19 protein-coding genes are annotated in these 21,672 nt (G+C 73.2%); 8 read left to right on the top strand and 11 right to left on the bottom strand.

The window, feature by feature from the left end; all coding sequences use genetic code 11:
• From F9B16_RS27635 to F9B16_RS27620, 4 genes are all read right to left on the bottom strand, one after another.
• Positions 1-2,178: terpene synthase family protein (locus F9B16_RS27635; RefSeq protein WP_151543125.1), on the bottom strand; the 2,178-nt coding region annotated here is incomplete at its 3' end.
• Complete coding sequence (locus tag F9B16_RS27630) at positions 2,178-3,611, bottom strand: family 2B encapsulin nanocompartment shell protein (protein WP_151543124.1); 1,434 nt, start codon at positions 3,609-3,611, stop codon at positions 2,178-2,180. The genes F9B16_RS27630 and F9B16_RS27635, both read right to left, overlap by 1 nt.
• Before the next feature lie 472 nt (positions 3,612-4,083).
• Entirely contained in the window at positions 4,084-5,484 is a 1,401-nt protein-coding gene (locus F9B16_RS27625; protein ID WP_225991992.1) for an MFS transporter, read from the bottom strand.
• An 87-nt stretch (positions 5,485-5,571) separates the two neighbouring features.
• Complete coding sequence (locus F9B16_RS27620) at positions 5,572-6,159, bottom strand: hypothetical protein (RefSeq protein WP_151543123.1); 588 nt, start codon at positions 6,157-6,159, stop codon at positions 5,572-5,574.
• Between the two features lie 429 nt (positions 6,160-6,588).
• On the opposite strand from F9B16_RS27620, the gene lpdA reads away from it, so the two are divergent.
• Positions 6,589-7,992: a dihydrolipoyl dehydrogenase gene (lpdA, locus tag F9B16_RS27615; RefSeq protein WP_151543122.1), complete on the top strand. Its 1,404-nt coding sequence runs from the start codon at positions 6,589-6,591 to the stop codon at positions 7,990-7,992.
• Positions 7,993-8,132: 140 nt separating this feature from the next.
• Here lpdA and F9B16_RS27610 read toward each other — a convergent pair whose 3' ends face one another.
• Positions 8,133-8,750, bottom strand: a complete 618-nt coding sequence (locus tag F9B16_RS27610) for a TetR/AcrR family transcriptional regulator (protein ID WP_192809022.1) — start codon at positions 8,748-8,750, stop codon at positions 8,133-8,135.
• 37 nt (positions 8,751-8,787) lie between these two features.
• On the opposite strand from F9B16_RS27610, the gene F9B16_RS27605 reads away from it, so the two are divergent.
• From F9B16_RS27605 to ddaH, 3 genes are all read left to right on the top strand, one after another.
• Positions 8,788-9,114 (top strand): rhodanese-like domain-containing protein, encoded by a 327-nt coding sequence (locus F9B16_RS27605; protein ID WP_151543121.1) that lies wholly within the window; start codon positions 8,788-8,790, stop codon positions 9,112-9,114.
• Positions 9,115-9,196: 82 nt separating this feature from the next.
• Complete coding sequence (locus tag F9B16_RS27600) at positions 9,197-9,823, top strand: TetR/AcrR family transcriptional regulator (protein WP_151543120.1); 627 nt, start codon at positions 9,197-9,199, stop codon at positions 9,821-9,823.
• 150 nt (positions 9,824-9,973) lie between these two features.
• A complete protein-coding gene (gene ddaH / locus F9B16_RS27595; protein ID WP_151543119.1) occupies positions 9,974-10,816 on the top strand; it encodes a dimethylargininase in 843 nt (280 codons plus the stop codon).
• Between the two features lie 74 nt (positions 10,817-10,890).
• Here the strand turns inward: ddaH and F9B16_RS27590 are convergent, their stop codons facing one another.
• Both F9B16_RS27590 and F9B16_RS27585 read right to left on the bottom strand, forming a co-directional pair.
• Positions 10,891-11,193: an SAV_915 family protein gene (locus F9B16_RS27590; RefSeq protein WP_151543118.1), complete on the bottom strand. Its 303-nt coding sequence runs from the start codon at positions 11,191-11,193 to the stop codon at positions 10,891-10,893.
• A 131-nt stretch (positions 11,194-11,324) separates the two neighbouring features.
• A complete protein-coding gene (locus tag F9B16_RS27585) occupies positions 11,325-12,623 on the bottom strand; it encodes an MFS transporter (protein WP_225991991.1) in 1,299 nt (432 codons plus the stop codon).
• Between the two features lie 78 nt (positions 12,624-12,701).
• Between F9B16_RS27585 and F9B16_RS27580 the strand changes: the two genes are divergently transcribed.
• Positions 12,702-13,703: a transcriptional regulator gene (locus tag F9B16_RS27580; RefSeq protein ID WP_151543117.1), complete on the top strand. Its 1,002-nt coding sequence runs from the start codon at positions 12,702-12,704 to the stop codon at positions 13,701-13,703.
• 3 nt (positions 13,704-13,706) lie between these two features.
• On the opposite strand, the gene F9B16_RS27575 is transcribed toward F9B16_RS27580, so the two are convergent.
• Positions 13,707-15,164, bottom strand: coding sequence for a WS/DGAT/MGAT family O-acyltransferase (locus F9B16_RS27575; protein WP_151543116.1), 1,458 nt, complete (start codon positions 15,162-15,164; stop codon positions 13,707-13,709).
• 253 nt (positions 15,165-15,417) lie between these two features.
• On the opposite strand from F9B16_RS27575, the gene F9B16_RS27570 reads away from it, so the two are divergent.
• Positions 15,418-16,095: a uracil-DNA glycosylase gene (locus F9B16_RS27570; RefSeq protein ID WP_151543115.1), complete on the top strand. Its 678-nt coding sequence runs from the start codon at positions 15,418-15,420 to the stop codon at positions 16,093-16,095.
• 186 nt (positions 16,096-16,281) lie between these two features.
• Here F9B16_RS27570 and F9B16_RS27565 read toward each other — a convergent pair whose 3' ends face one another.
• A complete protein-coding gene (locus F9B16_RS27565) occupies positions 16,282-17,136 on the bottom strand; it encodes a hypothetical protein (RefSeq protein ID WP_225991990.1) in 855 nt (284 codons plus the stop codon).
• 130 nt (positions 17,137-17,266) lie between these two features.
• Here F9B16_RS27565 and F9B16_RS27560 point away from each other — a divergent pair, with 130 nt between their 5' ends.
• Together F9B16_RS27560 and F9B16_RS27555 are read left to right on the top strand one after the other, a co-directional pair.
• A complete protein-coding gene (locus F9B16_RS27560) occupies positions 17,267-18,043 on the top strand; it encodes a lysophospholipid acyltransferase family protein (RefSeq protein ID WP_151543113.1) in 777 nt (258 codons plus the stop codon).
• Positions 18,044-18,104: 61 nt separating this feature from the next.
• Positions 18,105-19,265 carry a DUF5925 domain-containing protein gene (locus tag F9B16_RS27555; protein WP_225991989.1) on the top strand — a complete coding sequence of 387 codons (1,161 nt, stop codon included), beginning with the start codon at positions 18,105-18,107 and terminating at the stop codon, positions 19,263-19,265.
• A 12-nt stretch (positions 19,266-19,277) separates the two neighbouring features.
• On the opposite strand, the gene F9B16_RS27550 is transcribed toward F9B16_RS27555, so the two are convergent.
• Both F9B16_RS27550 and F9B16_RS27545 read right to left on the bottom strand, forming a co-directional pair.
• The gene (locus F9B16_RS27550; protein ID WP_151543112.1) at positions 19,278-20,459 is read right to left on the bottom strand and encodes a trans-sulfuration enzyme family protein; all 1,182 of its coding nucleotides are present in this window, start codon (positions 20,457-20,459) and stop codon (positions 19,278-19,280) included.
• A 346-nt stretch (positions 20,460-20,805) separates the two neighbouring features.
• A complete protein-coding gene (locus F9B16_RS27545; protein WP_151543111.1) occupies positions 20,806-21,609 on the bottom strand; it encodes a DUF2470 domain-containing protein in 804 nt (267 codons plus the stop codon).
• Between the last annotated feature and the right edge of the window lie 63 nt (positions 21,610-21,672).

The raw sequence follows: 21,672 nt of genomic DNA, 5'->3' as shown, positions 1-21,672 counted from the left end.
CCCGGACGGGCCGGACGGGACGCGGAACCGCACGGGCGGGGCGGGCGGCGGGACGGGCGGCGGGACGGGCGGCCGGGGCGCGCCCGCGGGCCGGGCGTACCGGCCGGTCGTCGTGGACCAGTGCAGGTCGCCGGCCATCCAGCGGCGCATCGCCCGGACGTACCGGGCGAGGCCGTCGCGGGCGGCGGCGTCCAGCCCGGACTCGGCGGCGAGGATCGGCAGTTCGGCGGCGGCGGTCCGCTCGAACTGCCGGACGCGTGCCTCGACCAGGTCGGCGACGATGTCGGCGGCGCGCTGGGTCCCGCAGCCGAGGAACCGCTCGACGGCCACGACGGCGTTGTTGAGCCCCTCGTCGGACGCGACCTCCTTGGGGTGGGAGAGCAGGTCGTTGCGGAGCCCGGCGACGTCGGCGAACGTGTCGTGCAGCGCCTGCATCGGCGTGGACGCGAGGACGTCCGGCGGCAGCCCGCCCGCGTGGGCGTGCCGCAGCAGCGCGGCGGTGAACGCGGCGCCGCTCGTCCGGCGGCGCATCTCGATGTGGTCGACGGGGTCGGGGACGCGGTTGTGGACGAGCCCCGCCAGCTCCCACAGCCAGCTGTCGGCGAGCTGCCGCAGCGCGTCGTCGAGCCCGGCGCGCTCGTCGCCGGACATGGCCTCCTCGGTGCGGGCCCGCAGGTCGGCGAGCCCCCGCTCGACCGGGTCGGACGGGACGTGCCCCGCGGGCGGCGCGAGCAGCCGGGCCGTGTACGCCCGGGCACCGAGCAGGTCGCGGGGCCGCTTGAACCGTTCGGCGAAGAAGTCGTCGAAGAAGAACCGCCACAGATGCCAGTCGGCGATGAGCTCCAGCTCGGGGCCGGGCGCGTCGGGGTGGGTGAGCGCGGCGAACAGCGCGTAGTCGGCGGCGTCGAACGCCTCGGGCGTCCATGTACCGGGGACGTCGGCGTCAAGCATGCCCATCTTCCGCGCCCACTCCGCCGTGTGCGCGCGCAGCCCGGCGACCCGGGGGTTGAGCAGCGGCTCGTACGGGAGCGAGAACTCGGGCATCCGGAACCCCTCGCCGCCGCCCGCCCCAGCGCCCGGGGCGCGGGTCAGCGACCGGATCCGCACCGCCGACGTCCCGAGCCCGAGCAGCCCGGCGACCTCCGGCAGCCCGGGCGGGACGCGCCGCCGCACCGCGCCCTGGTTCATGTAGCGGCTGGACCGCAGGTGCCACTGGTGCCCGCCGGACTGCCAGTCCTGCAGGCCCCGCGCGTACCGCAGCACGGCGCCGCGCTCGGCCGGGCTCAGCGCCTCCTCCTCGAACAGCGCCGGCACCTCGGTGACGGCGGTGTGCTCGAACTGCTGCATCCGGGACGTGAGCAGGTCGTTGGTGATCTCGGCGGCGCGCTGCGGCCCGGTCCCGAAGAACCGCTCCATCACCAGGACGCCGTTGTTCACCTCGCCCTCGCTCTCGGTCTCCCGCTGGTAGGAGAAGATGTCGTTGCGCAGGTGGACGGCGTCGGAGAACGCGTCCTTCAGCACCCGCAGCGGGCGCGTCCCGGCGACCCGCGCCGGCACCTCGGCGCCCGCCGCGACCTCGACCAGGTTCGCCGACCAGGGCGCGCCGCCGACCTTGCGGCGCATGTGCACGTAGTCGATCGGGTTCGGGACGCGGGACTCGTCGATGTTCGCCAGCTCCCACGCCGACTCCTGCAGCAGGTTGCGGGTGCTCTCGGCGAACCGGGCCCGCCAGTCCTCCGACATGAGCGGGACGGTCCGCTTCCACAGGTCGGCGAGGCCCCGCTCGACCGGGTTCGCCGGCTCGGGGGGCGGCGGTCCCCCCGCCTTCACCGGCATGAAGGCGGGGAGCCGCGCGAGGTACTCCTTGGCGCCCGCGAGGTCGCGGGGCCGCTTGTACCTCTCGAGGAAGTGGTCGTCGAAGTAGAACACCCACACGTACCAGTCGTTCACCAGGTCCAGGACGGGACCGGGCGCGTCCGGGTGCGTGTACGCGGTGAGCAGCGCGTAGTCGTGCGCGTCGTACTCGTCCTCGTCCCAGACCTCGGGCCCCGTCTCGTCGGGGCCGAGGATCCCCATCTCGTGCGCCCAGCGGCGGGAGTGCGCGCGGGCCGCGTCGACCCGGGGGTTCAGCCGCGCGGGGTGCGGCACGTAGAACTCGGGGAGTTCGAACGGCTGCACTACGCCGCACCGCCGTGCGCGACCTCGACGGACTCCAGCATGCCGAGGGCGTCCGGCACCAGGACGGCCGCCGAGTAGTAGCAGCTGACCAGGTAGTTGATGAGCGCCTTGTCGTCGATGCCCATGTACCGGACGGACAGCCCCGGCTGGTACTCGTCCGGCAGCCCGGTCTGGTGCAGGCCGATGACGCCCTGCGCCGCCTCGCCGGTCCGCATCAGCAGGATCGAGCTGGTCGCGGTCCGGCTGACCGGGATCTTGTTGCAGGGGAAGATCGGGACGCCGCGCCAGCCCGGCACCTTGTGGCCGCCGACGTCGACGCTGTCGGGGTAGACGCCGCGGGCGCTGCACTCGCGGCCGAACGCCGCGATCGCCTTCGGGTGGGCGAGGAAGAACGCCGGGTCCTTCCAGACGAGCGTGAGCAGGTCGTCCATGTCGTCGGGGGTGGGCGGGCCGGACCGGGTGTGCACCCGCTGCGCCAGGTCGGTGTTGTGCAACAGGCCGAAGTCCCGGTTGTTGACCAGCTCGTGCTCCTGCCGCTCGCGCAGCGCCTCGACGGTCAGCCGGAGCTGCTGCTCCACCTGGTCCATCGGCTCGTTGTAGAGGTCGGCGACGCGGGTGTGCACCCGCAGCACCGTCTGCGCGACGCTCAGCTCGTACTCGCGGGGGGAGCCCTCGTAGTCGACGAACGTGCCGGGCAGCACGGGCTCGCCGTCGTGCCCGGACGCCAGGTCGATCGCGGCCTCGCCGTGCTCGTTGCTCGCGCGGTCGGGGCTCGCCCGGTAGGCGTCGAGGTGCTCGCGCAGCGAGGCGGACTGGCCGAGCGTCTCCTGGAAGTCGGCCTCGCTCATGCTGAGGACCGTCACCGCGGTGAGCGCCTTGACGGTGTGCTCCCAGGTCGCCGGCTCCGCCCCCTCGTCGGAGCCGACGAGCGCCTGCTCGCCGAAGAAGTCGCCGTCGGCGAGGGTCCCGTGCACGGCCTCCGCGCCGTACTCGCCGGACCCGACCCGGCTGAGCTTGCCGTGCACGACCAGGACGACCCGGTCGATCGGCCGCCCCTCCTCCACGATGACGTCGCCGGGCTCGTACTCCTGCTGGGTGAAGCGGCCGGCGAGGGCGTCCAGGGCCAGGTCGTCCTCGTAGCCGCGCAGCGGGGGCAGCTCCCCCAGCTCGCGGGGGATGACCCGGACGTCCGCGCCGGTCGTCACGAACGTCACCCGCCCGTCGCCGACCGTGTAGGTGAGCCGCCGGTTGACGCGGTAGGCGCCGCCGGACGCCTCCACCCACGGCAGCAGCTTCAGCAGCCACCGGGAGGTGATCCCCTGCATCTGGGGGACGGACTTGGTCGTGGTCGCCAGGTTCCGCGCCGCAGAGGTACTGAGGCTCAACTGCTCTTCCGTCACGTCCACACCACCGATTCGTCGTGGGTCTGCCATGGATCAACCAACGGAGACGCTACCGACCGTAATCGAACGGGCGCAACGAGCTATATGTTCGCCTACGGGCCACAGAAGTCAGACCGTCCGGGGATAGCCCGGCGCGGAGCCCGCGAGAGCACGCCGACCGGCCGGCCGGACGCGGCGTCCGGCGGCGGGCGCTCGACCAGCGGTTTTACCGTCCATGGAGGTTTCGTCGCAGGTCAGAGGGGGTGCGACGTGACGCGAATCACGCCGTCCAGCGGCCCGGGCAGGGACAACCGGGCCGCATCCTGGTGTTACGCCTGGTGAGCATCGGACGCGGGACGGACGCGTCCGGCCACAGACGGAGGGAGGCCCCCGGTGACCATCGTGTGGACCGCGCTGGCGATCGAGACGACCGCCGCGCTCGTGATCGCGGGATCGCTGGTGGGCTGGGCCCGCCGGCACTTCGCCCGCTGACGCGCCCCGTCCCCCGCCCGCGCGGCGGGGGTCAGCGCCGCGCCCCGGAGCCCACCGGTTCCGGGGCGTTCTCCATCCCGACCCGCTCGATCGGCACGTTCGCCGTCTCCTTGATCATCAGGATCGGGACCAGCGCCACCGCCGCCGCGATCATGATGTAGTACGCCGGCACGTAGTTGCTGCCGGTCACGTCGATCAGCGACCCGACGAGCACCGCGGCCGTCCCGCCGAACAGCGACGTCGAGATGTTGTAGCCGATCGCGAACGCCCCGTACCGCACCTTCGTCGGGAACATCGCCGGGAACGTCGCGCCGATCACCGCGAGCATCAGCACCAGCAGCCCGCCGATGATCGCGTACCCGAGCACGATGCCGAGCCAGTTGTTGGTCTGCATCAGCGCGAACGCGGGCCAGCTCAGCAGCAGGAACCCGACCGCCGCCATCAGCAGCACCGGCCGGCGGCCGATCCGGTCGGACAGGTGGCCGGTCGGCAGGATCACCGCCATCATCGCGGCCTCCACCCCGATCGTCACCAGCTGCGACTTCACGCTGCCCATGTGCAGGAAGTCCACCAGGTAGGACGGCATGAAGGTGAGCAGCGTGTAGTCCGCGACGTTCAGCAGGAAGACGATCCCGATCAGCATCAGAATGATCTTCCAGTAGTGCTGCAGCGTCTCCTTCAGCGGCGACCGCGCCTTCTTGCCCGCCTCCTCCATCCGCTGGAACGTGGGGGTGTCCTCGATCCGGGTCCGCACGTACAGCCCGACGATGCCGAGCGGCAGCGCGAGCAGGAACGGGATCCGCCAGCCCCAGGAGTGCATCGCGTCGTCGCCGACCGCGAGGTTCACCAGCAGCACGAGCCCGGCGCCCATGATGTAGCCGGTCAGCGTGCCGAACTCCAGGAAGCTGCCGAAGTAGCCGCGCCGGTTCGTCGGCGCGTACTCGGCGATCATCGTGGCGGCGCCGCCGTACTCGCCGCCCGTGGAGAACCCCTGGACGAGCCGCACCGCCAGCAGCAGCAGCGGCGCCGCGATCCCGATCGCGGAGTACCCGGGCAGGATGCCGATCACGAAGGTGGAGCCGGACATCAGGATGATCGTGGTGGCGAGCACCCGCTTGCGGCCGAGCTTGTCGCCCATCGGGCCGAAGAACAGCCCGCCGAACGGGCGGGCCAGGAACGCCGCGGCGATCAGCGCGAACGAGCGCAGCGTCGCGCTGCCGGAGATGTCCGAGGGGAAGAACTTCGTGCCGATGATCGAGGTCATCACCCCGGCGCTGAACACCCCGAAGTCGAACCACTCGATGCAGTTGCCCATCGCGGACGCGATGACGGCCTTGTGCACCGCGCCGAGGTCCACGTCCTCCCGCGCGGCGTGGTCGCCTCCGCTGGCCGTCCCCGTCCCCGCGGGCTCCGGACCGGACTCTGCGTTCATCCGCACCTCCCGGCATTCCCTCTGCCCGAAGATCGGCGGAGTTAACGCCCGGCGGCCGCGGCCCGACGACGCGGCGGAGGCGCGCGGCTACGCCCTGCGGACGTTCTTCGCGGTGTCCTCGTCGTCCTCGGTGTCCGCGGTGCCCTCGACGGCGGCCGGGTCGGCGGCGGGGTCGGCGGCGGGGTCGGGACCGGGCTCCGCGGCGGGGGCCGCGGTGTCCTCGGCGCCGCCCCTGACGCCGTCGCCGAGGGTGTCGCCCGGGTCGCCGCCGAGCAGCTCGTCGGTCAGCTCGGGGAGCGCCGCGGTGCGGGCCGGGTCGTCCTCCACGAGGTCCTCGTCGTCCTCCGGGATGGCGACCAGCGCCTGCGTCTCCTGCGCGCCCCGGGTGATCACGCCGCTGGCGAGGATCGTGTTGCGGTGCCGCAGCGCGCCGTTCTCGCGCAGCAGGTCGTCGACCTCGCCGCGGGCCCGCGCGATCCGCCGGCTCAGCCGCACGTGCACGAGGAACCCGCCGGCGGCGAGCCCGATGACGAAGCCGGCGACGGGGAACCCGACCAGCGGCGGCGCGAGGGTGGCGACCAGCGCCACGACGACCAGCGCGACGACCGCCGCAAGTGCGCCAAAGTGCTGCTCCATCCAGTCCAGGACGGCGTTGACGCGCTTGGGAATCCTCACTCGGCTTCTCCTCCACTCGGCTCGGGACGGGCCGCTGCGCCCGGCAGGGGCATCTGGGGGCAACGATCGGCCGGCGCCGCCGTGTTCCAGCGGCGCCCCGGCCCGGGGAGCGGCCCGGGAAACGGCGCCGTTCGCGGCCGTTCCGGACCTCCGCCGGGCTCGCGCGGCCGGACGCCGGCGGCCGGACGTCACGGGAGCACGCGTCCGGCGGCGGCGCCGTCACGCCGTCCGCGCCGCCCGCCCCCGCGGACGTGCACCGGCGGGGGACTCCGAAAACCTTAACAGCAAGTGACGAGGGAGCCGCACGGGAGGCGGGCGGTCACGCGGCGTGATCGTTTCCGGCGGGCGCCCGGCCGCGGGTGCGACCTGCGTCGCTGCGGCGCCGTCCGGGATGCGAGCACGGCCCCGCGCCGAATATCGTCAATGAATATGAGCGAACACTTTGACGTCGTGGTCCTGGGCGCGGGCCCGGGTGGATATGTCGCCGCGATCCGGTCGGCACAGCTCGGGCTGAAGACGGCGATCATCGAGGAGAAGTACTGGGGCGGGGTGTGCCTCAACGTCGGCTGCATCCCCTCGAAGGCGCTGCTGCGCAACGCCGAGCTGGCGCACATCTTCACCCAGGAGCAGAAGACCTACGGGATCAGCGTCGAGGGCAACGTCACCTTCGACTACGGCGTCGCCTACCAGCGCAGCCGCCAGGTATCGGACAAGCTCGTCAAGGGCGTCCAGTTCCTGATGAAGAAGAACAAGATCACCTCCTATGACGGGCGCGGGACGTTCACCGACCCGAACACCCTGCAGGTCGCCAAGGCCGACGGCGCCACCGAGACCGTGACCTTCGACAGCTGCATCATCGCCGCGGGCGCGCACACCAAGCTGCTGCCCGGGACGTCGCTGTCGGAGCGGGTCGTCACCTACGAGGAGCAGATCCTCAGCTCCGAGCTGCCGGAGAGCATCGTCATCGCCGGCGCGGGCGCCATCGGCGTCGAGTTCGCCTACGTCCTGCACAACTACGGCGTCAAGGTCACGATCGTCGAGTTCCTCGACCGGATGGTCCCGAACGAGGACGCCGACGTGTCCAAGGAGCTGGCGAAGCGGTACCGCAAGCTCGGCATCGACGTGCTGACCTCCACCCGGGTCGACGGCATCGACGACTCCGGCGACAAGGTCAAGGTCACCGTCACCGGCAAGGACGGCGCCCAGCAGGTCATCGAGGCCGACAAGGTGCTGCAGGCGATCGGCTTCCAGCCGAACGTCGACGGCTACGGGCTCGATAAGACCGGCGTGCAGCTCACCGAGCGCGGCGCGATCGACGTGGACGGCCGCTGCCGCACGTCCGTCCCGCACATCTACGCGATCGGCGACGTCACCGCCAAGCTGATGCTCGCGCACGCCGCCGAGTCCATGGGCATCGTCGCCGCCGAGACCATCGCGGGCGCCGAGACGATGGAGCTCGACTACGTGATGATCCCGCGCGCCACCTACTGCCAGCCGCAGGTCGCCTCGTTCGGCTGGACCGAGGCGCAGGCGCGCGAGCAGGGCTTCGACGTCAAGGTCGCCAAGTTCCCCTACAGCGCCAACGGCAAGGCGCTCGGCCTCGGCGAGGGCGACGGCTTCGTCAAGCTGATCAGCGACGCGAAGTACGGCGAGATCCTCGGCGGGCACCTGATCGGCCCCGAGGTCACCGAGCTGCTGCCCGAGCTGACCCTCGCCCAGCAGTGGGACCTGACCGTCCACGAGGTCGCCCGGAACGTGCACGCGCACCCGTCCCTGGGCGAGGCCGTCAAGGAGGCCGTGCACGGCCTCGCCGGCCACATGATCAACCTCTGACCCGATCCGGCGTGCCCGCCCGCCGCGGACGGGCACGCCGCCTCGCGTTCTTCCGCGGCGCGTCCCGCCGCCCCGGCTCCGGCGGCCTCGCGTCCCGCCGCCCGGCTCCGGCGGCCTCGCGTGCCGGACCCGCCGTCCGGTCAGCGCAGCACGGAGCGGGCGAGCCGGGCCGCCCCCTCCCTGACGCGCTCCTCCCCCAGGTCGGGCAGGAGCGCCGCGACGTGCTCGGCGGACAGCGCCGCGAGCAGGGCGTGCGCGGCGTACTCGGGGTCCTCCGCGCCCGCCGCCAGGATCGCCACGTGCCGGTGCCAGAACCGGTACGCGCCGATGCGGTACCGCGCGCCCGGTGACGCGGTCTCCGACATCCGCACGAGCGCCAGGTGCTCCAGCAGGTAGTCGAGGTACGCCCCGGCGAACGCGACCAGGCGCTCCTCCTCCCCCGCCCCCGGGCCGAGCGGCGGCGGCCCGTGCAGGATCGCCTCCTGCAGCACGCGTTCCCGCGCGTCCAGCAGCGCGGCGGCCAGCCCCGCCTTGTCGCCGAAGCGCCGGAACAGCGTCCCCTTGCCGACGCCGGCCTCGGCCGCCACCTGGTCCATCGACACCGCCTCGACGCCCCGCTCGGCGAACAGCCGGCCGGCCGCCTCCAGGACCGCCGCCCGGTTGCGGGCCGCGTCCGCGCGCTCCTTGGGCGGCGGGGTGCGGAGCAGTTCCAGGGGCGTTGCAGAAGCGGACTGTGGTCCGGTATCGTCTCGAGCCATAACCGGACTATAGTCCGTCTTCTCTGGAGGCACAGCCATGACCGCACTCATCGGCCGGGACGAGCTCAAGGCGGCCATCGACGCCGGCACCGTCACCGTGGTCGACGCGCTGGGCGGCGAGTACTACGCCAAGCAGCACCTGCCGGGCGCGGTGCCGCTCGTCGCGGCCGACGTCGACGCGCAGGCGCCCGCCCTGCTGCCCGACCGCGCCGCCGCGATCGTCACCTACTGCTCCAACCCGGCCTGCGCCAACAGCGGCCAGGTCGCGGACCGGCTCACCGCCCTCGGCTACACCGACGTCCGCAAGTACCGCGAAGGCATCGAGGACTGGGTGGCCGCCGGGCTCCCCACCGAGTCCGCCTGACCCGCCGGGACGGGCCGGGCGCGCACACCGCCCGGCCCATGCACCCGCGAAGCGTCGCCGGGACGTCACTTAGAGTGAGCGCATGGGGGGAACCGAAGAGGACCGGCTCATCGAGACCGCGACGCGGATCTTCGCCGAACTCGGGTACGACGGGACGTCGCTGCAGATGATCGCCGACGCGGCGGGCCTCGGCATCGGCGCCGTCCGCTCCGTCGCCGCGACCAAGGCGGACCTGTACCGCGCCGTGATGCGCAACGCCGACGAGGTCGAGGAGGCCGCCCTGCGCGATGCGCTGGCCGTCTTCACGCCCGACCGGAGCGGCGTCCTGATGCTCGCCGACGCCTACCTCGACTTCTACGTCTCCCACCCGCAGGTCCTGGCGCTCTGGCAGCACCGCTGGATGGGCGACGCCGCCGACCTGCCCGACCTCGAGGAGCTCTACACCCAGCCCCTGTCCCGCGACATCGCCGACACCGTGCGCGGCCTCGTCCCGCCCGACGTCGACCCCGACTACCTCATCTGGAGCGTGGTCTGGTGCGTGTACGGCTTCCTCACCGGCGGCCTCGTCCGCAGCGGCCCGGGCGAGCCGCCCCGCCGCCACACGCCGAGCAGCGCCCCGTGCCCCCACGACGACGTCGAGGGGTTCCGGGCCTTCCTGCACACCATGCTCGACCACCTGTTCACCCCGCTGCCGCGCCCGCCCGCCTGACACCCGCGCGGTGCGCAACGAATCGCTGCCGCACCACCGGAACACGCAACGAATCCGCAGGTCAGCGCAAGGTCGACGCATTGGAATGCGCGGCTTTCGTTTCTAGGCTTTCGCTCAGTCGAGTCCTTTTGGAAGCCCCAGGAGACGAGCATGACCGTGATGCCGACAACGGAGCCGAGCACCCCGCGGCGGAGCGCGGTTCGGCGGCACTACCTGATGTGCCGTCCCGAGCACTTCGCCGTGACCTACGCGATCAACCCGTGGATGGACCCGGCCGCCGGCGCGGACGCGGGGCGGGCCGTCGCGCAGTGGGAGGCGCTCCTCGCCGCCTACCGCGCCCTCGGCCACGAGGTCAGCCTCATCGACCCGATCGAGGGCCTGCCCGACATGGTCTTCGCCGCGAACGGCGCCCTCGTCGTCGGCGGGCGCGCGTACGGGGCGAAGTTCACCTTCCCCGAACGCGCCGCGGAAGGCCCCGCCTACGCCGACTGGCTCCGCAAGAACGGCTTCCCGGACGTCCTCCTGCCCGAGCACACCAACGAGGGCGAGGGCGACTTCCTCACCCTCGACCACGTCATCCTCGCCGGGACGGGCTTCCGCACCGACATCGCCGCCCACCAGGAGGCGCAGGAGTTCCTCGGCCGCCCGGTGGTGACGCTGCGGCTGATCGACCCGCGCTTCTACCACCTGGACACCGCGCTGTTCCCGCTCGGCGGCTCCAACGTCGCCTACTTCCCGGGCGCATTCTCCCCCGGCAGCCGCGCGGTGCTCGAACGGCTCTTCCCGGAGGCCGTCATCGCCGACGAGGCGGACGCGGCCGTGCTCGGCCTCAACGCCGTCTGCGACGGCCGCAACGTCGTCATCAACGCCGAGGCCACCGGCCTCATCGGCACGCTGCGCGACCACGGGTACGAGCCCGTCCCGGTGGACCTGTCCGAGCTCCGCAAGGCGGGCGGCGGCCCCAAGTGCTGCACGCTGGAGCTGCGCCCCTGACGCACCCGCCCGGCGGCGCCGCCTCCCCGGTGCCGCCGGGACCGATGCCGCCGCCGATCATGGGGCCTCGCCGGTCATGGGGCGTCGCCGTCCATCTGGGTGAAGTCGACGTCCCACAGCACGACGTCGGCGCCGGCGAGCTCGGCGAGTTCCTCGACGCCCTCGGGGGCGCGGAGCTGGACGGCGACCCAGGGCTGGTCCTCGCCGCAGCCGGCGACGAGGAGCTCGAGGGAGGAGTACATGGGCAGGACGCGGCGGCCGTCCTCGAACCGGCTCAGCGCGAATTCGGCCAAGGCGTCGCCTTGCTGGAAACGGCGGGAGGGCACGTACACGACCTTTGTCCAGGCGGCCGTGCCGCCGTCCTGCCCGTCCGCCACCCGGTGCCTCCCTGCGGTCGCCGATCAAAACAGATCAACTCTACACATCCGCGTCCACCGAGCGTCAACGCATATCTGACCGCACGGACGGCGCATTTACGGTCGCGCGGGGAATGGCTTTTCCGGCGCCTTTATCGGCTTTCGGAGAGGGCGATGTGGCGGCGGGTCAGGTGGCGGGTGCGCAGCACGCCGGCGACGCCGACCGTCCAGATGAGGACCTGGACGGTCCAGGCGGCGCGGAAGGCGGACGGGGTGAACTCCTTGCCGGGCGACAGGGCGTCCAGCACGAAGCCGATCAGCAGGATCGTGATCAGAGCCGCGACGAAGCCGCCGACGTTGACGATGCCGGTGGCGGTGCCCTGCCGGGCGGGCGGGTTGAAGGTCCGCGCGTAGTCGAAGCCGATCATGGCGCCGGGGCCGCCGAGCGCGACGCACACCACCAGCAGGACCAGCAGCCAGGACGGGGCGGGCGGCGGCCAGGCGAGGACCGCGGCCCAGGCGCCGGCGTTGGTCGCGACGATGCCGAGGACGAGCCGCGACCGGCGCAGCGGGTAGCGGGCGACGAGCCGCCCGACGAACGGCCCGGAGACGACGTTGGCCAGCACGAACAGGGTGAGCAGGGCGGACGCGGCGGAGGGCCGCATGCCCTGGCCGGACACCAGGTACGGGTAGCCCCACATGAGCGCGAACGTGTTGGACGAGAACTGGGTGACGAAGTGCGTCCAGAGGCCGAGGCGGGTGCCCGGGTGCCGGAAGGCGGCGCGGAGGTCGCGGCCGACCTGGCGCAGCGGCGGGGACGCGGTGCGGACGGCGCCGGGCGCGGAGTCGCGCAGCACGGCGACGGCCAGCACGCCGACGAGGACGCCGAGGGCGGCGGCGGAGCCGAACGCGGCGGTCCAGCCGGGGCCGTGCAGCAGCGCGACGAGCGGGACGGCGCTGAGCACCTGGCCGAGCTGGCCGAGCAGGCCGGTGAGCTGGGTGACGACGGGGGCCTGCCGGCCGGGGAACCAGGTGGCGACGATCGACAGCACGCTGATGAAGGTCATCGCGTCGCCGGCGCCGACCAGGACGCGGGCGGCGACGGCGGTGCCGACGGAGGTGGAGACGGCCATCAGCGCCTGCCCGGCGGCCATCAGCAGCGCGCCGCCGGCGATCATCCAGCGCGGGCCGACGCGGTCCAGCAGCAGGCCGACGGGGATCTGGAGGCCCGCGTACACGAGGAGCTGGAGGACGGTGAAGGAGGCGAGCATGCCGGCGGACGCGCCGAAGCGGTGGACGGCGTCGACGCCGGCGACGCCGAAGGACGTCCGGTGCAGGACCGCCACGACGTAGGCGAGGACGCCCACTCCCCACAGCGCCCAGGCGAGGGGTGCCGCGCTCCGCTTCTCCAGGGGCTCCAGGGGGTTTTCGATACTTTGGGCGGTCTGCACGTAAAGTTACTTTAGGTCACGTTCCCCGATGGCCCGGCCCCGGACCCGGCGGTCCCCGATGGCCTACGGTCGGTGCTGATGAACGCTGACGAGGAACGGTGGAGAGCCGAGCGGGCACGGCTGAACGCCGAGCGCGACCGCCTCGGCCGGATCGCGAGCGACGACCTCTACCCCGGCGTCCCGCGCGTCGCGGGCACCCGGCTGATGTGCCGCGAGGAGTGGATCCCGGACGCCCCGCTCCCGCTGGAGGACGTCCGGCTGGAGTGGGACCCCGAACCCGGTCCGCCCGCCGTCGCCGCGCCGTCCGACGGGCTCCCGGACGGCTACCGCACCTACGCCGAGGCCATGGCCGCGCTCGCCCCGCCGCGGATCTTCGACGACCGGCCGAGCTACCGCCTGCTCGCCGCCGCCCCTCCGGTGCTGCGGTTCGGCCCCGGCCGCTACTTCGACGGCGTGAACGTCGGCGAGGCCGCCGCGCACGAGCTGGCCGCCGGCCGCGCCGCCCTGCGGGAACGCGTCGGCGACCCGCGCGACCTGCGGCGCCGGACGGCGCTGTGCGCGATCACCACGCTGACGGTCACGGTGTCCGGCGCGTACGTCCTGCACTGGCGGGACCCGGCGAAGGTCGCGCACGCCGGCGGCCTGCACCAGGTGATGCCGGTCGGCGTCTTCCAGCCTTTGGCGGACGAGCGCGCGGACCTCGACCTGTGGCGCTGCATGGTCCGCGAATACGCCGAGGAACTGCTCGGAATGGACGAGGACTACGGCGACGATTTCGTCCAGGAGGAATGGCCTTTCCACCGGACGATGACCCGCGCGCGCAATGAGCGCCGTATCCGCGCCTATTTCCTCGGCCTCGGCGTGGACCCGCTGACGTTCGCGCTCGACCTCCTCACCGCCGTCGTGATGGACGACGCGGCCTTCACGGAACTGTTCGGAGGCCTCGTCGCCGTCAACGACGAGGGCCGCGTGTCCACGGCCGCGTTCGACGGCCCCGTTCCGGAACCGATGCAGCCCGCCGGCGCCGCCGCACTCGCCCTGGCCCGCCGGCACCGTACCGCCCTGGGCATCCAAGCCTGACCGTCAGCCCTCGCCGAGCGCCTGCCGGCTGAGCGCCCTCAACTCGTCCAGGGCGTCGTCGAGGTGGTCGATGATCTCCGACGGGTCGGGCACGAGGTCCCGGCAGGCGACGATGCCGACGTCCACCTTGCCGTCGTAGGAGAAGACCGTGATGTTCATGCCGCCGCTGACGTCGGTGATCACGGAGATCGGGTAGTAGCCGACGACCCGCGCACCGCACAGGTACAGCGGGAACTGCGGGCCCGGGACGTTCGACACGACGAGGTTCACCGGCCGCAGCGACACCGCCGACGCGGCCTGCAGCGCGAACTTGGTGACGGCGCCCGCGACGGGAGCGGGCAGGAGCCCGCTCATCTCCCGCACCCAGCCGCCCGCCGACGCGGTGAACCGCCGCTTGACGAGGTCCATGTCGCGCCGGACGGCGGCGTACCGCTCGGCCGGGTCGGGGATGTGCGTGGCGAGCGGCGTGCTCATGATCGACACCTGGTTGCCGCCGGGGCCGCCGCCGCCCGCGCGCCGCAGCGACACCGGCACGCCCGCGACCAGCGGGCCGTCGGGCAGGTCGCCGCGCTTGTCCAGCCACTGCCGCAGCGCCGTCGCGCACAGCGCCATGACCACGTCGTTGACGCTGCCGCCGAGCCCGCGCCGGATCTCCTTGACGTCCGCGAGCGGCAGCTCGCCGCAGGCGACGGCGCGGCGCCGTCCCACCGGCCGGTTGAACGGGGTGGGCGGCGCGGCGACCCGCGGCACCGGCGGCGCCTCCGGCCGGCGCAGCGCGGCCTGCATCGCCGCCGACACGGACCCGACGCCGGGGATGGACGCGAGGCCGGGGATCTCGTCCAGGTACGGGGCGCTCCGCGCGAGCGACAGCGCCGACCGGACGGGGTGCGCCGCCATCCGCAGCAGCCCCGTCCCGACCATCGCCGCCGGGCTCGGGGCGCGCGTGGGAGCGGCGTCGTCCGGCGGGAGCTCGCGGGGCTCGGGCGACAGGTCGAGCAGCGCGGCGAGCGTCTCGGCCGCCAGCACGCCGTCGATCGCGGCGTGGTGCACCTTCACGTACACGGCGACGCGGCCGCCCCGCAGGCCCTGGATCAGGGCGATCTCCCACAGCGGGCGGGACCGGTCGAGCGGCTGCTCGTGCAGCATCGCGACCGCGTCGGCGAGCTGCCGGTCGTCACCCGGCGCGGGCAGCCCGATCTCGACGATGTGCTTCTCCGGCGCGAAGTCCGGGTCGTCCTCCCAGTACGGGAAGTCCAGGCCGAGCGGCACCCGGACGAGCCGCCGCCGCAGCGGCGCGGCCAGGTGGGCGCGGTCGCGCACCAGGCCCGCCACCATCGCGGTGGTGAGCCGCCCGCCCGGGCACGACGCGGGGTCGAGCACCCCGAGGCCCGCGATGTGGGCGTGCACGTTGCCCATCTCTGCGTTCAGGAATGTGGCGTCCACGCTGGTCAGCTGGGTCATCCGATCGTCCCGTCCGCTCGTCCGGCACTTGCCTGCCCTCCCAGGTTTCGGCGGCGGACGCGGAACGTCAACGCTCCACGGCGGGAAGTAACGCCGACTTAACGGGACGTTTCACCCGGTTCATCTGCCGATTCGGGCAACCAGGAAACCTTTTCCCGATCCGCCGTCCTTATGTGGTCAGGAAACTTCACAGGCCTGATCAAGAAACGGTTCGGCCGCGGGCCCGGTGATCACCGCACTAGGCTGATGCGCCATGACGGCACGCCCCCTCACCGAGATCGTCGAAGCCGGCTGGGCGCAGGCCCTCGCCCCCGTCGCCGGGACGATCGCCGCCGCCGGCGACTGGCTGCGCGCCGAGGTCGCCGCCGGACGCCGCTACCTGCCCGCCGGGAACCTCATCCTGCGCGCCTTCACCCAGCCGTTCGACGACGTCCGGGTGCTGATCGTCGGGCAGGACCCCTACCCCACCCCCGGCCACCCGGTCGGCCTCAGCTTCTCCGTCGCCCCCGACGTCCGGCCGCTGCCCGCCAGCCTCGTCAACATCTTCCGCGAGTACTGCGACGACCTCGGCCACCCCGAGCCGTCCAGCGGCGACCTGACGCCCTGGGCCGAGCGCGGCGTCCTGCTGCTGAACAGGGCCCTCACCGTCATGCCGCGCAAGCCCGGCTCGCACCGCGACAAGGGCTGGGAGCAGGTCACCGAGCAGGCCATCCGCGCCCTCGCCGCCCGCGACCGCCCCCTCGTCGCGATCCTGTGGGGCCGCGACGCCCGCAACCTCAAGCCGATGCTCGGCAACGTCCCCTGCATCGAGTCGCCGCACCCGAGCCCCTACTCCGCGAACAGCGGCTTCTTCGGCTCCCGCCCCTTCAGCCGCGCCAACCAGCTCCTGGAACAACAGGGCGCCCAACCCATCGACTGGAAGCTCCCGTAAGAGCCGGCTGAACGCGCATACGGAAGACCGGACCCCAGCCGCCGCCACGGGCAGGCACGCGGAGCGAGCGCCAGCGAGCGCAGCGGGCCTGCCCGACGACGGAGGACGCGTTTCCCGCGGAGCGCCAGCGGAGCGGGAAACGCGTCCTCCGTCGCAACGGGGGTTCCAGGGGGTCGCCCCCCTGGGTCAAGACGGCAGGCGGCGGAGGAGGGTGGCGAACTCGCCGGTGCCCTCGTGGGGGGCGTCGGCGGGGAGGGGGGTCAGGCGGCGCTCGCCGTGGCTCCAGTAGACGCCTGGGGCGCACGGGTCGTCGGCGGCGGCGTGCATCTCGCGGACGACGTCGGCGAAGACGGGGAGCACCTCGCGGACGGCCGTGGACGTGATCGGGTACAGCAGCAGCGTGCTGTGGCACGGGACGCCGACCAGCGCGCCGTGCTCGTTCGGCACCGGGAGGAACTGGTCGACCTCGCTGAGCAGCGCCGACACGTACCGGCTGCCCGGCTTGGCCACCACCCGGACGTTCCGGCCGGGCAGCAGGGGCTGGTCGTGTACCGACACGTCCGACAGCTCGCGGTCATGGGTGTTCGTCATCACGTAACCGAGCTTGTGCAGGCCGAGCAGGCCGGCCCGCGCCTTCGTCAGCGGCCCGCCGTAGCGCGGATGCTCGATCATCACCATCGCGTCGAAGTGGTCGCCGGCCGGGACGACGACGAGGCCCTCCCGGTCGCGGGGCGCGAGCTTCGGCACGATCCGCAGCCGCAGCAGCTCGCGGACGTCGCCGAACAGCTCCATCTCGCCGACGGCGAGGAACGCGCGGTCGCCGACCTCGCGGACCCACTCGTCCACCACCTGCGGCCACGCCGAGCGCGGCTCGCGGGCGCACCGCTCCAGCACCGTCCAGCTGGAGGCGCGCGCCTCGGACCGGCCGAGCGGCAGCACCACCTCGGACGTCCCGGAGTCGAACCAGGCGCTGGGCGCCAGCGCCGGGAGCACGTCGCGGATGAGCGCGTGCACGTCCGCCGCCGCGTCCAACGGTTCCATGCTCATCCCCCTTCACCATCGGCGGATCACGTCACACCCCACCTTCTCAGAGTTCCGGCCGCTTGTGGGATCCATCGCGATCCCGGCGCCGCACTCGCTGATCATGGCGCACCTCAAGTACGGTGCTGACATGTCCGAACGCGTGTACCCGCCAGTGATCAAGACGGCTCTTGGCGTGTTCAAGGCCCTGAACATCAAGTTCCGTCTGGAGGGGACCGAACACATTCCCAGCACCGGCGGTGCCGTGCTCGTCAGCAACCACGTCAGCTACCTCGACTTCATCTTCGCGGGCCTGGCCGCGCACCCGGCCGGCCGGCTGGTGCGGTTCATGGCGAAGAAGGAGATCTTCGACAACCGGGTCGGCGGGCCGCTGATGCGCGGGATGAAGCACATCCCGGTCGACCGGGAGGCGGGCGCCTCCTCGTACGCGGCGGCGCTGAAGGCGCTGCGCGGCGGCGAGATCGTCGGGGTGTTCGCGGAGGCGACGATCAGCCGCTCCTTCACGGTGAAGGAGATCAAGAGCGGCGCGGTGCGGATGGCGGTGGCGTCCAAGACCCCGCTGATCCCGATCGCGATCTGGGGCCCGCAGCGGCTGTGGACGAAGGGCCGCAAGCGCCGCCTGCTGCAGCGCAACGTCCCGGTGACGATCCTGGTCGGCGAGCCGATGCACCCCAAGCGCGGCGACGACTACGACCAGGTCACCCGGGACCTGCAGGCCCGCATGTCCGAGCTGCTGGAGAAGGCGCAGCGCGAGTACCCCGACGTCCCGAAGGCCGGCGAGAAGTGGTGGCAGCCCGCCTATCTCGGCGGTACCGCGCCGACGCCGGAGGAGGCCGAGAAGCTCGACTTCCAGGAGGCGGAGGCCCGCCGGGCCGCCCGGCAGGAGCGCGAGGGCGGCGGCGCCTGAGCCGCGCCGGTGCCGCTAATTCGGTGGACGCGCCCGCCGGGCACGCCTGATGATCAATGACATGACCATGTCGCAGGAGAGGCCGCAGGACGTCCTGCATCTCGTCGGGCCCGGGGAGAACGCGACCGATCCCGGGCCCGAGGCGACGCTGCCGGTGGTCTTCAACCTCAGCGACAACAACTCCCCCGCCGACGTGATGGACGTGCTGTCGCTGCGCCCGTTCGCGTCCGGCGAGCAGCCGTGGTCGCGGTCGACGCGGCTGGACCACGTCCGCCCGGAGGCGCCGCTGCGCCCGGAGGGCGCGCGCCTGGTGCGGGTCGCCCGCGAGAAGGGCAAGGAGTCGGTGCTGGCCGAGGGCGACGGCTGGACGCTGCTGACGAACCGGTGGAAGAACGGCAGCGCGTACCTCGCGGTGTCGGCGGTGTCGGACGCGCTGGCCGAGTCGGTGCTGGACGCGTCGGTGAAGGACGCGACGGATCCGCCGAAGACCGACGAGACCAGCGTCGAGATGGGCTTCTGGCACATGGGGATGCACGGGCCGTCGCGCGACGAGCGGGCGATCTCCGCCGACGCGTGGGAGGACATCCGGGGCAACTACACCGGTGCCGTCGCCGACGCCCTCGACCGGGTGATGAAGCTGACGCGCGACGAGGTGGCGGGCCGGCTCCTGCTGCTGCACGGCCCGCCCGGCACCGGCAAGACGACGGCGCTGCGGGCGCTCGCGCGGGCGTGGGGCAAGTGGTGCCAGGCCGACTGCGTGCTCGACCCGGAGGCGCTGTTCGGCACGCCCAGCTACCTCATGGAGGTGGCGGTCGGCGACGACGAGGACGAGAACCGCCGGTGGCGGCTGCTCATCCTGGAGGACTGCGACGAGCTGATCCGCGGCGAGGCGAAGCAGTCGACGGGCCAGGGCCTGTCGCGGCTGCTGAACCTCACCGACGGGATGCTCGGGCAGGGCCGGGACGTCCTGGTGGCGATCACCACCAACGAGGACCTGGCGATGCTGCACCCGGCGGTGGTGCGGCCGGGCCGCTGCCTCGCGCAGATCGAGGTGGGCCGGCTGTCCCGCGAGGAGTCGGTGGCGTGGCTGGACGGCTCGGACGCCGCGTCCGAGATCGGCCCGGACGGCGCCACCCTCGCCGAGCTCGCCGCGCTCCGCAAGGGCGAGCACCGCCCCGAGACGCACGCGCCGCCCTCCACCGCCACCGGCTTCTACCTCTAGCCTCCCGTCCGGTCAGGTGGCCTTGGCGAGGGCCTGCTCGATGTCCTCCCAGAGGTCGTCGGGGTCTTCGAGGCCGACGGCCAGGCGGACGGTGCCCTCGCCGATGCCGGCGGCGGCGAGGGACGCGGCGTCCATCTGCCGGTGCGAGGTGCTCGCGGGGTGCATGACGAGCGTGCCGGTGTCGCCGAGCGACGGGCTGAGCGACACCAGCCGCACCGACTCGCTGAACACCCGCCCGGCCTCGCGTCCGCCGGCGAGCTCGAACGCCAGGACGCCGCCGGCGCCGTCGGGCAGCAGCCGGCGCGCGGTCTCGTGCTGCGGGTGGTCGATGAGCCCCGGGTAGTGGACGCGGTCGACGGAGGCGTGCCCGGCGAGGCGGCGGGCGAGGTCGAGGGCGTTCGCGCTGTGCCGGGCGACGCGCATCGGCGCGGTCGCGAGCCCGCGGAGGGTGAGCCAGGCGGCGAACGGGTCGGCGGTGGAGCCGAGCTCGACGGCGTGGTCCCAGACGCGGCGGTGGACGTCCGGGTCGGCGAACACGGCGGCGCCGCCCATGACGTCGCCGTGCCCGCCCAGGTACTTGGTGACGGAGTGGACGACGATGTCCGCGCCGTGCTCCAGCGGCCTGCACAGCAGCGGCGCGAACGTGTTGTCGACGACGGTGAGCACGCCCGTCCCCCGGACCGCCTCGGCGAACGCGGGGATGTCGGTGACGTGCGTGGTCGGGTTCGCGATCGTCTCCAGGTAGAGCAGCCGCGTGTTCGGGCGCAGCGCCGCACGGACCTCGGCGGGGTCGTCGCCGGGGATGTGGGTCAGCTCGACGCCCCACCGGTCGGCGAGGTCGTGCAGCAGCGCGTACGTGCCGCCGTACAGCGAGGACTGCGCGATGACGTGGTCGCCCGACTTCAGCAGCGCCATCAGGACCCCGTTGATCGCGCCCATCCCGGCGGCGGTGGCGAGGGCGCCGGCGCCGCCCTCGATCTCGGCGAGGGCCTCTTCCAGGGCGCGGACGGTCGGGTTGCTCATCCGGCCGTACAGGAACGCCTGGCCGGGGCCGTGGAACGCGGCGGCGAGGTCGTCGGCGGCGTCGAAGGCGAACAGGTGGCTCTGGTAGATCGGCTGGCCGAGCGGGCGGCTGCCGGACGGCGTGATCACGGGCGGGTGGACGGCGCGGGTCTGCGGGTGATGTCCGGTCATGCTCCCAGCGTGCGGCGCGGCGGCCGCCGGCGGCAGAGCCAATCGCGGGCAGTGGCCTGGACGCGGCGGAGGTTTCGACCAGTGGCCCGGACCACGCCCCCGGCTTACGCTCCGCGGCGCCGGACCACCGGCCCGGCCGGGGCCGCCGCCGTTCCGCCGCCCGGTACGGTTCCCGTCCGCCTGCTTACCCACCCCGCGAGGGCGAGCCGGCGGCCGGGGCGTCCCGGGCGGGCGACGGGCGGCGTCCCGCGGCCGGAGACCCGAGCATGTCCCGCCGGGGACGGTCCGCGCCATCCGGGAGATCACGGCCATATGGACGGATATTTCGGTGTTCGTCCCGTACGGACTACGGGGTCGCGTGCGCGAACAGGTGCCGGTACACCCGGCGCAGGCCGTGGAGATCACTGACCGGCTCCCCGAACGTCAGCCGCAGGTCGAACGTCCCGCCCCCGTCCGGCGACGGCGCGGAGCAGCGCAGCCACATTCCGTACCGGTCCAGCCCGAGCGGCCGGACCTCCGGCAGCCCGTCCGGATCGCCCGACGGCGACGCCGACACCGGCAGCAGGCCCTTCAGCTCGTCGCGGTGGCACGAGTCCAGATGCGTCAGGATGCCCGCGCCGATGGCGACGAACGGGTCCGGCGCGCCGGCGGCGTACTCCTCGGGCTCGAGAGTCGCGCCGCCCCAGGCGTCCTCGATCTCGACCTGCGCGACGTCCATCGTGAGCACCGTCCACTCGCGGTCGCGCGGCGGCTTCTCGGCGGCGAGGTCGAGCAGTTCGGGGCGCGGATGCGGGCGGGACAGCTTCAGCGCGGCGTCCCGCAGCCCGGCCGGCGGCAGCTCCGTCAGCCACCCGTGCAGCCACGCCCGGCCGCGCACCCGGTCGGCGAGCGGGACCGGCGCGACGTCGCTGATCCGCAGCGTGGCGGGCAGGTCCTCCTCCCCGGCCAGCGCCTTGACCAGCGCCGACTCCGCCGGCAGGAGCAGCAGCGGGCGCCCGTCGAGGTCCGTCGTGTACGCCGGGACGGGCGTGTGCGGGACGCCCGGCGCCGCGAGGACGCCGTCGCCCATGCCGTAGGCGAGCGTCCGCGCCCGTTCCGCCGCCGTGGGCCCGCCCACCCGCGTCCCCGTCGTGTCCGCTCGCCCCACCATGGCCTCCTTGACGTACTAGGTTAGGCTTGCCTAACTAAGGCTTACCTAACCACTGAGGAGCGC

The sequence above is a fragment of the Actinomadura montaniterrae genome, assembly GCF_008923365.1.
In the GTDB taxonomy this organism is placed as follows: Bacteria; Actinomycetota; Actinomycetes; order Streptosporangiales; family Streptosporangiaceae; genus Spirillospora; species Spirillospora montaniterrae.
The sequence above is the reverse complement of the archived record's forward strand: the minus strand, read 5'-3'. Positions and strand labels throughout refer to the sequence as shown.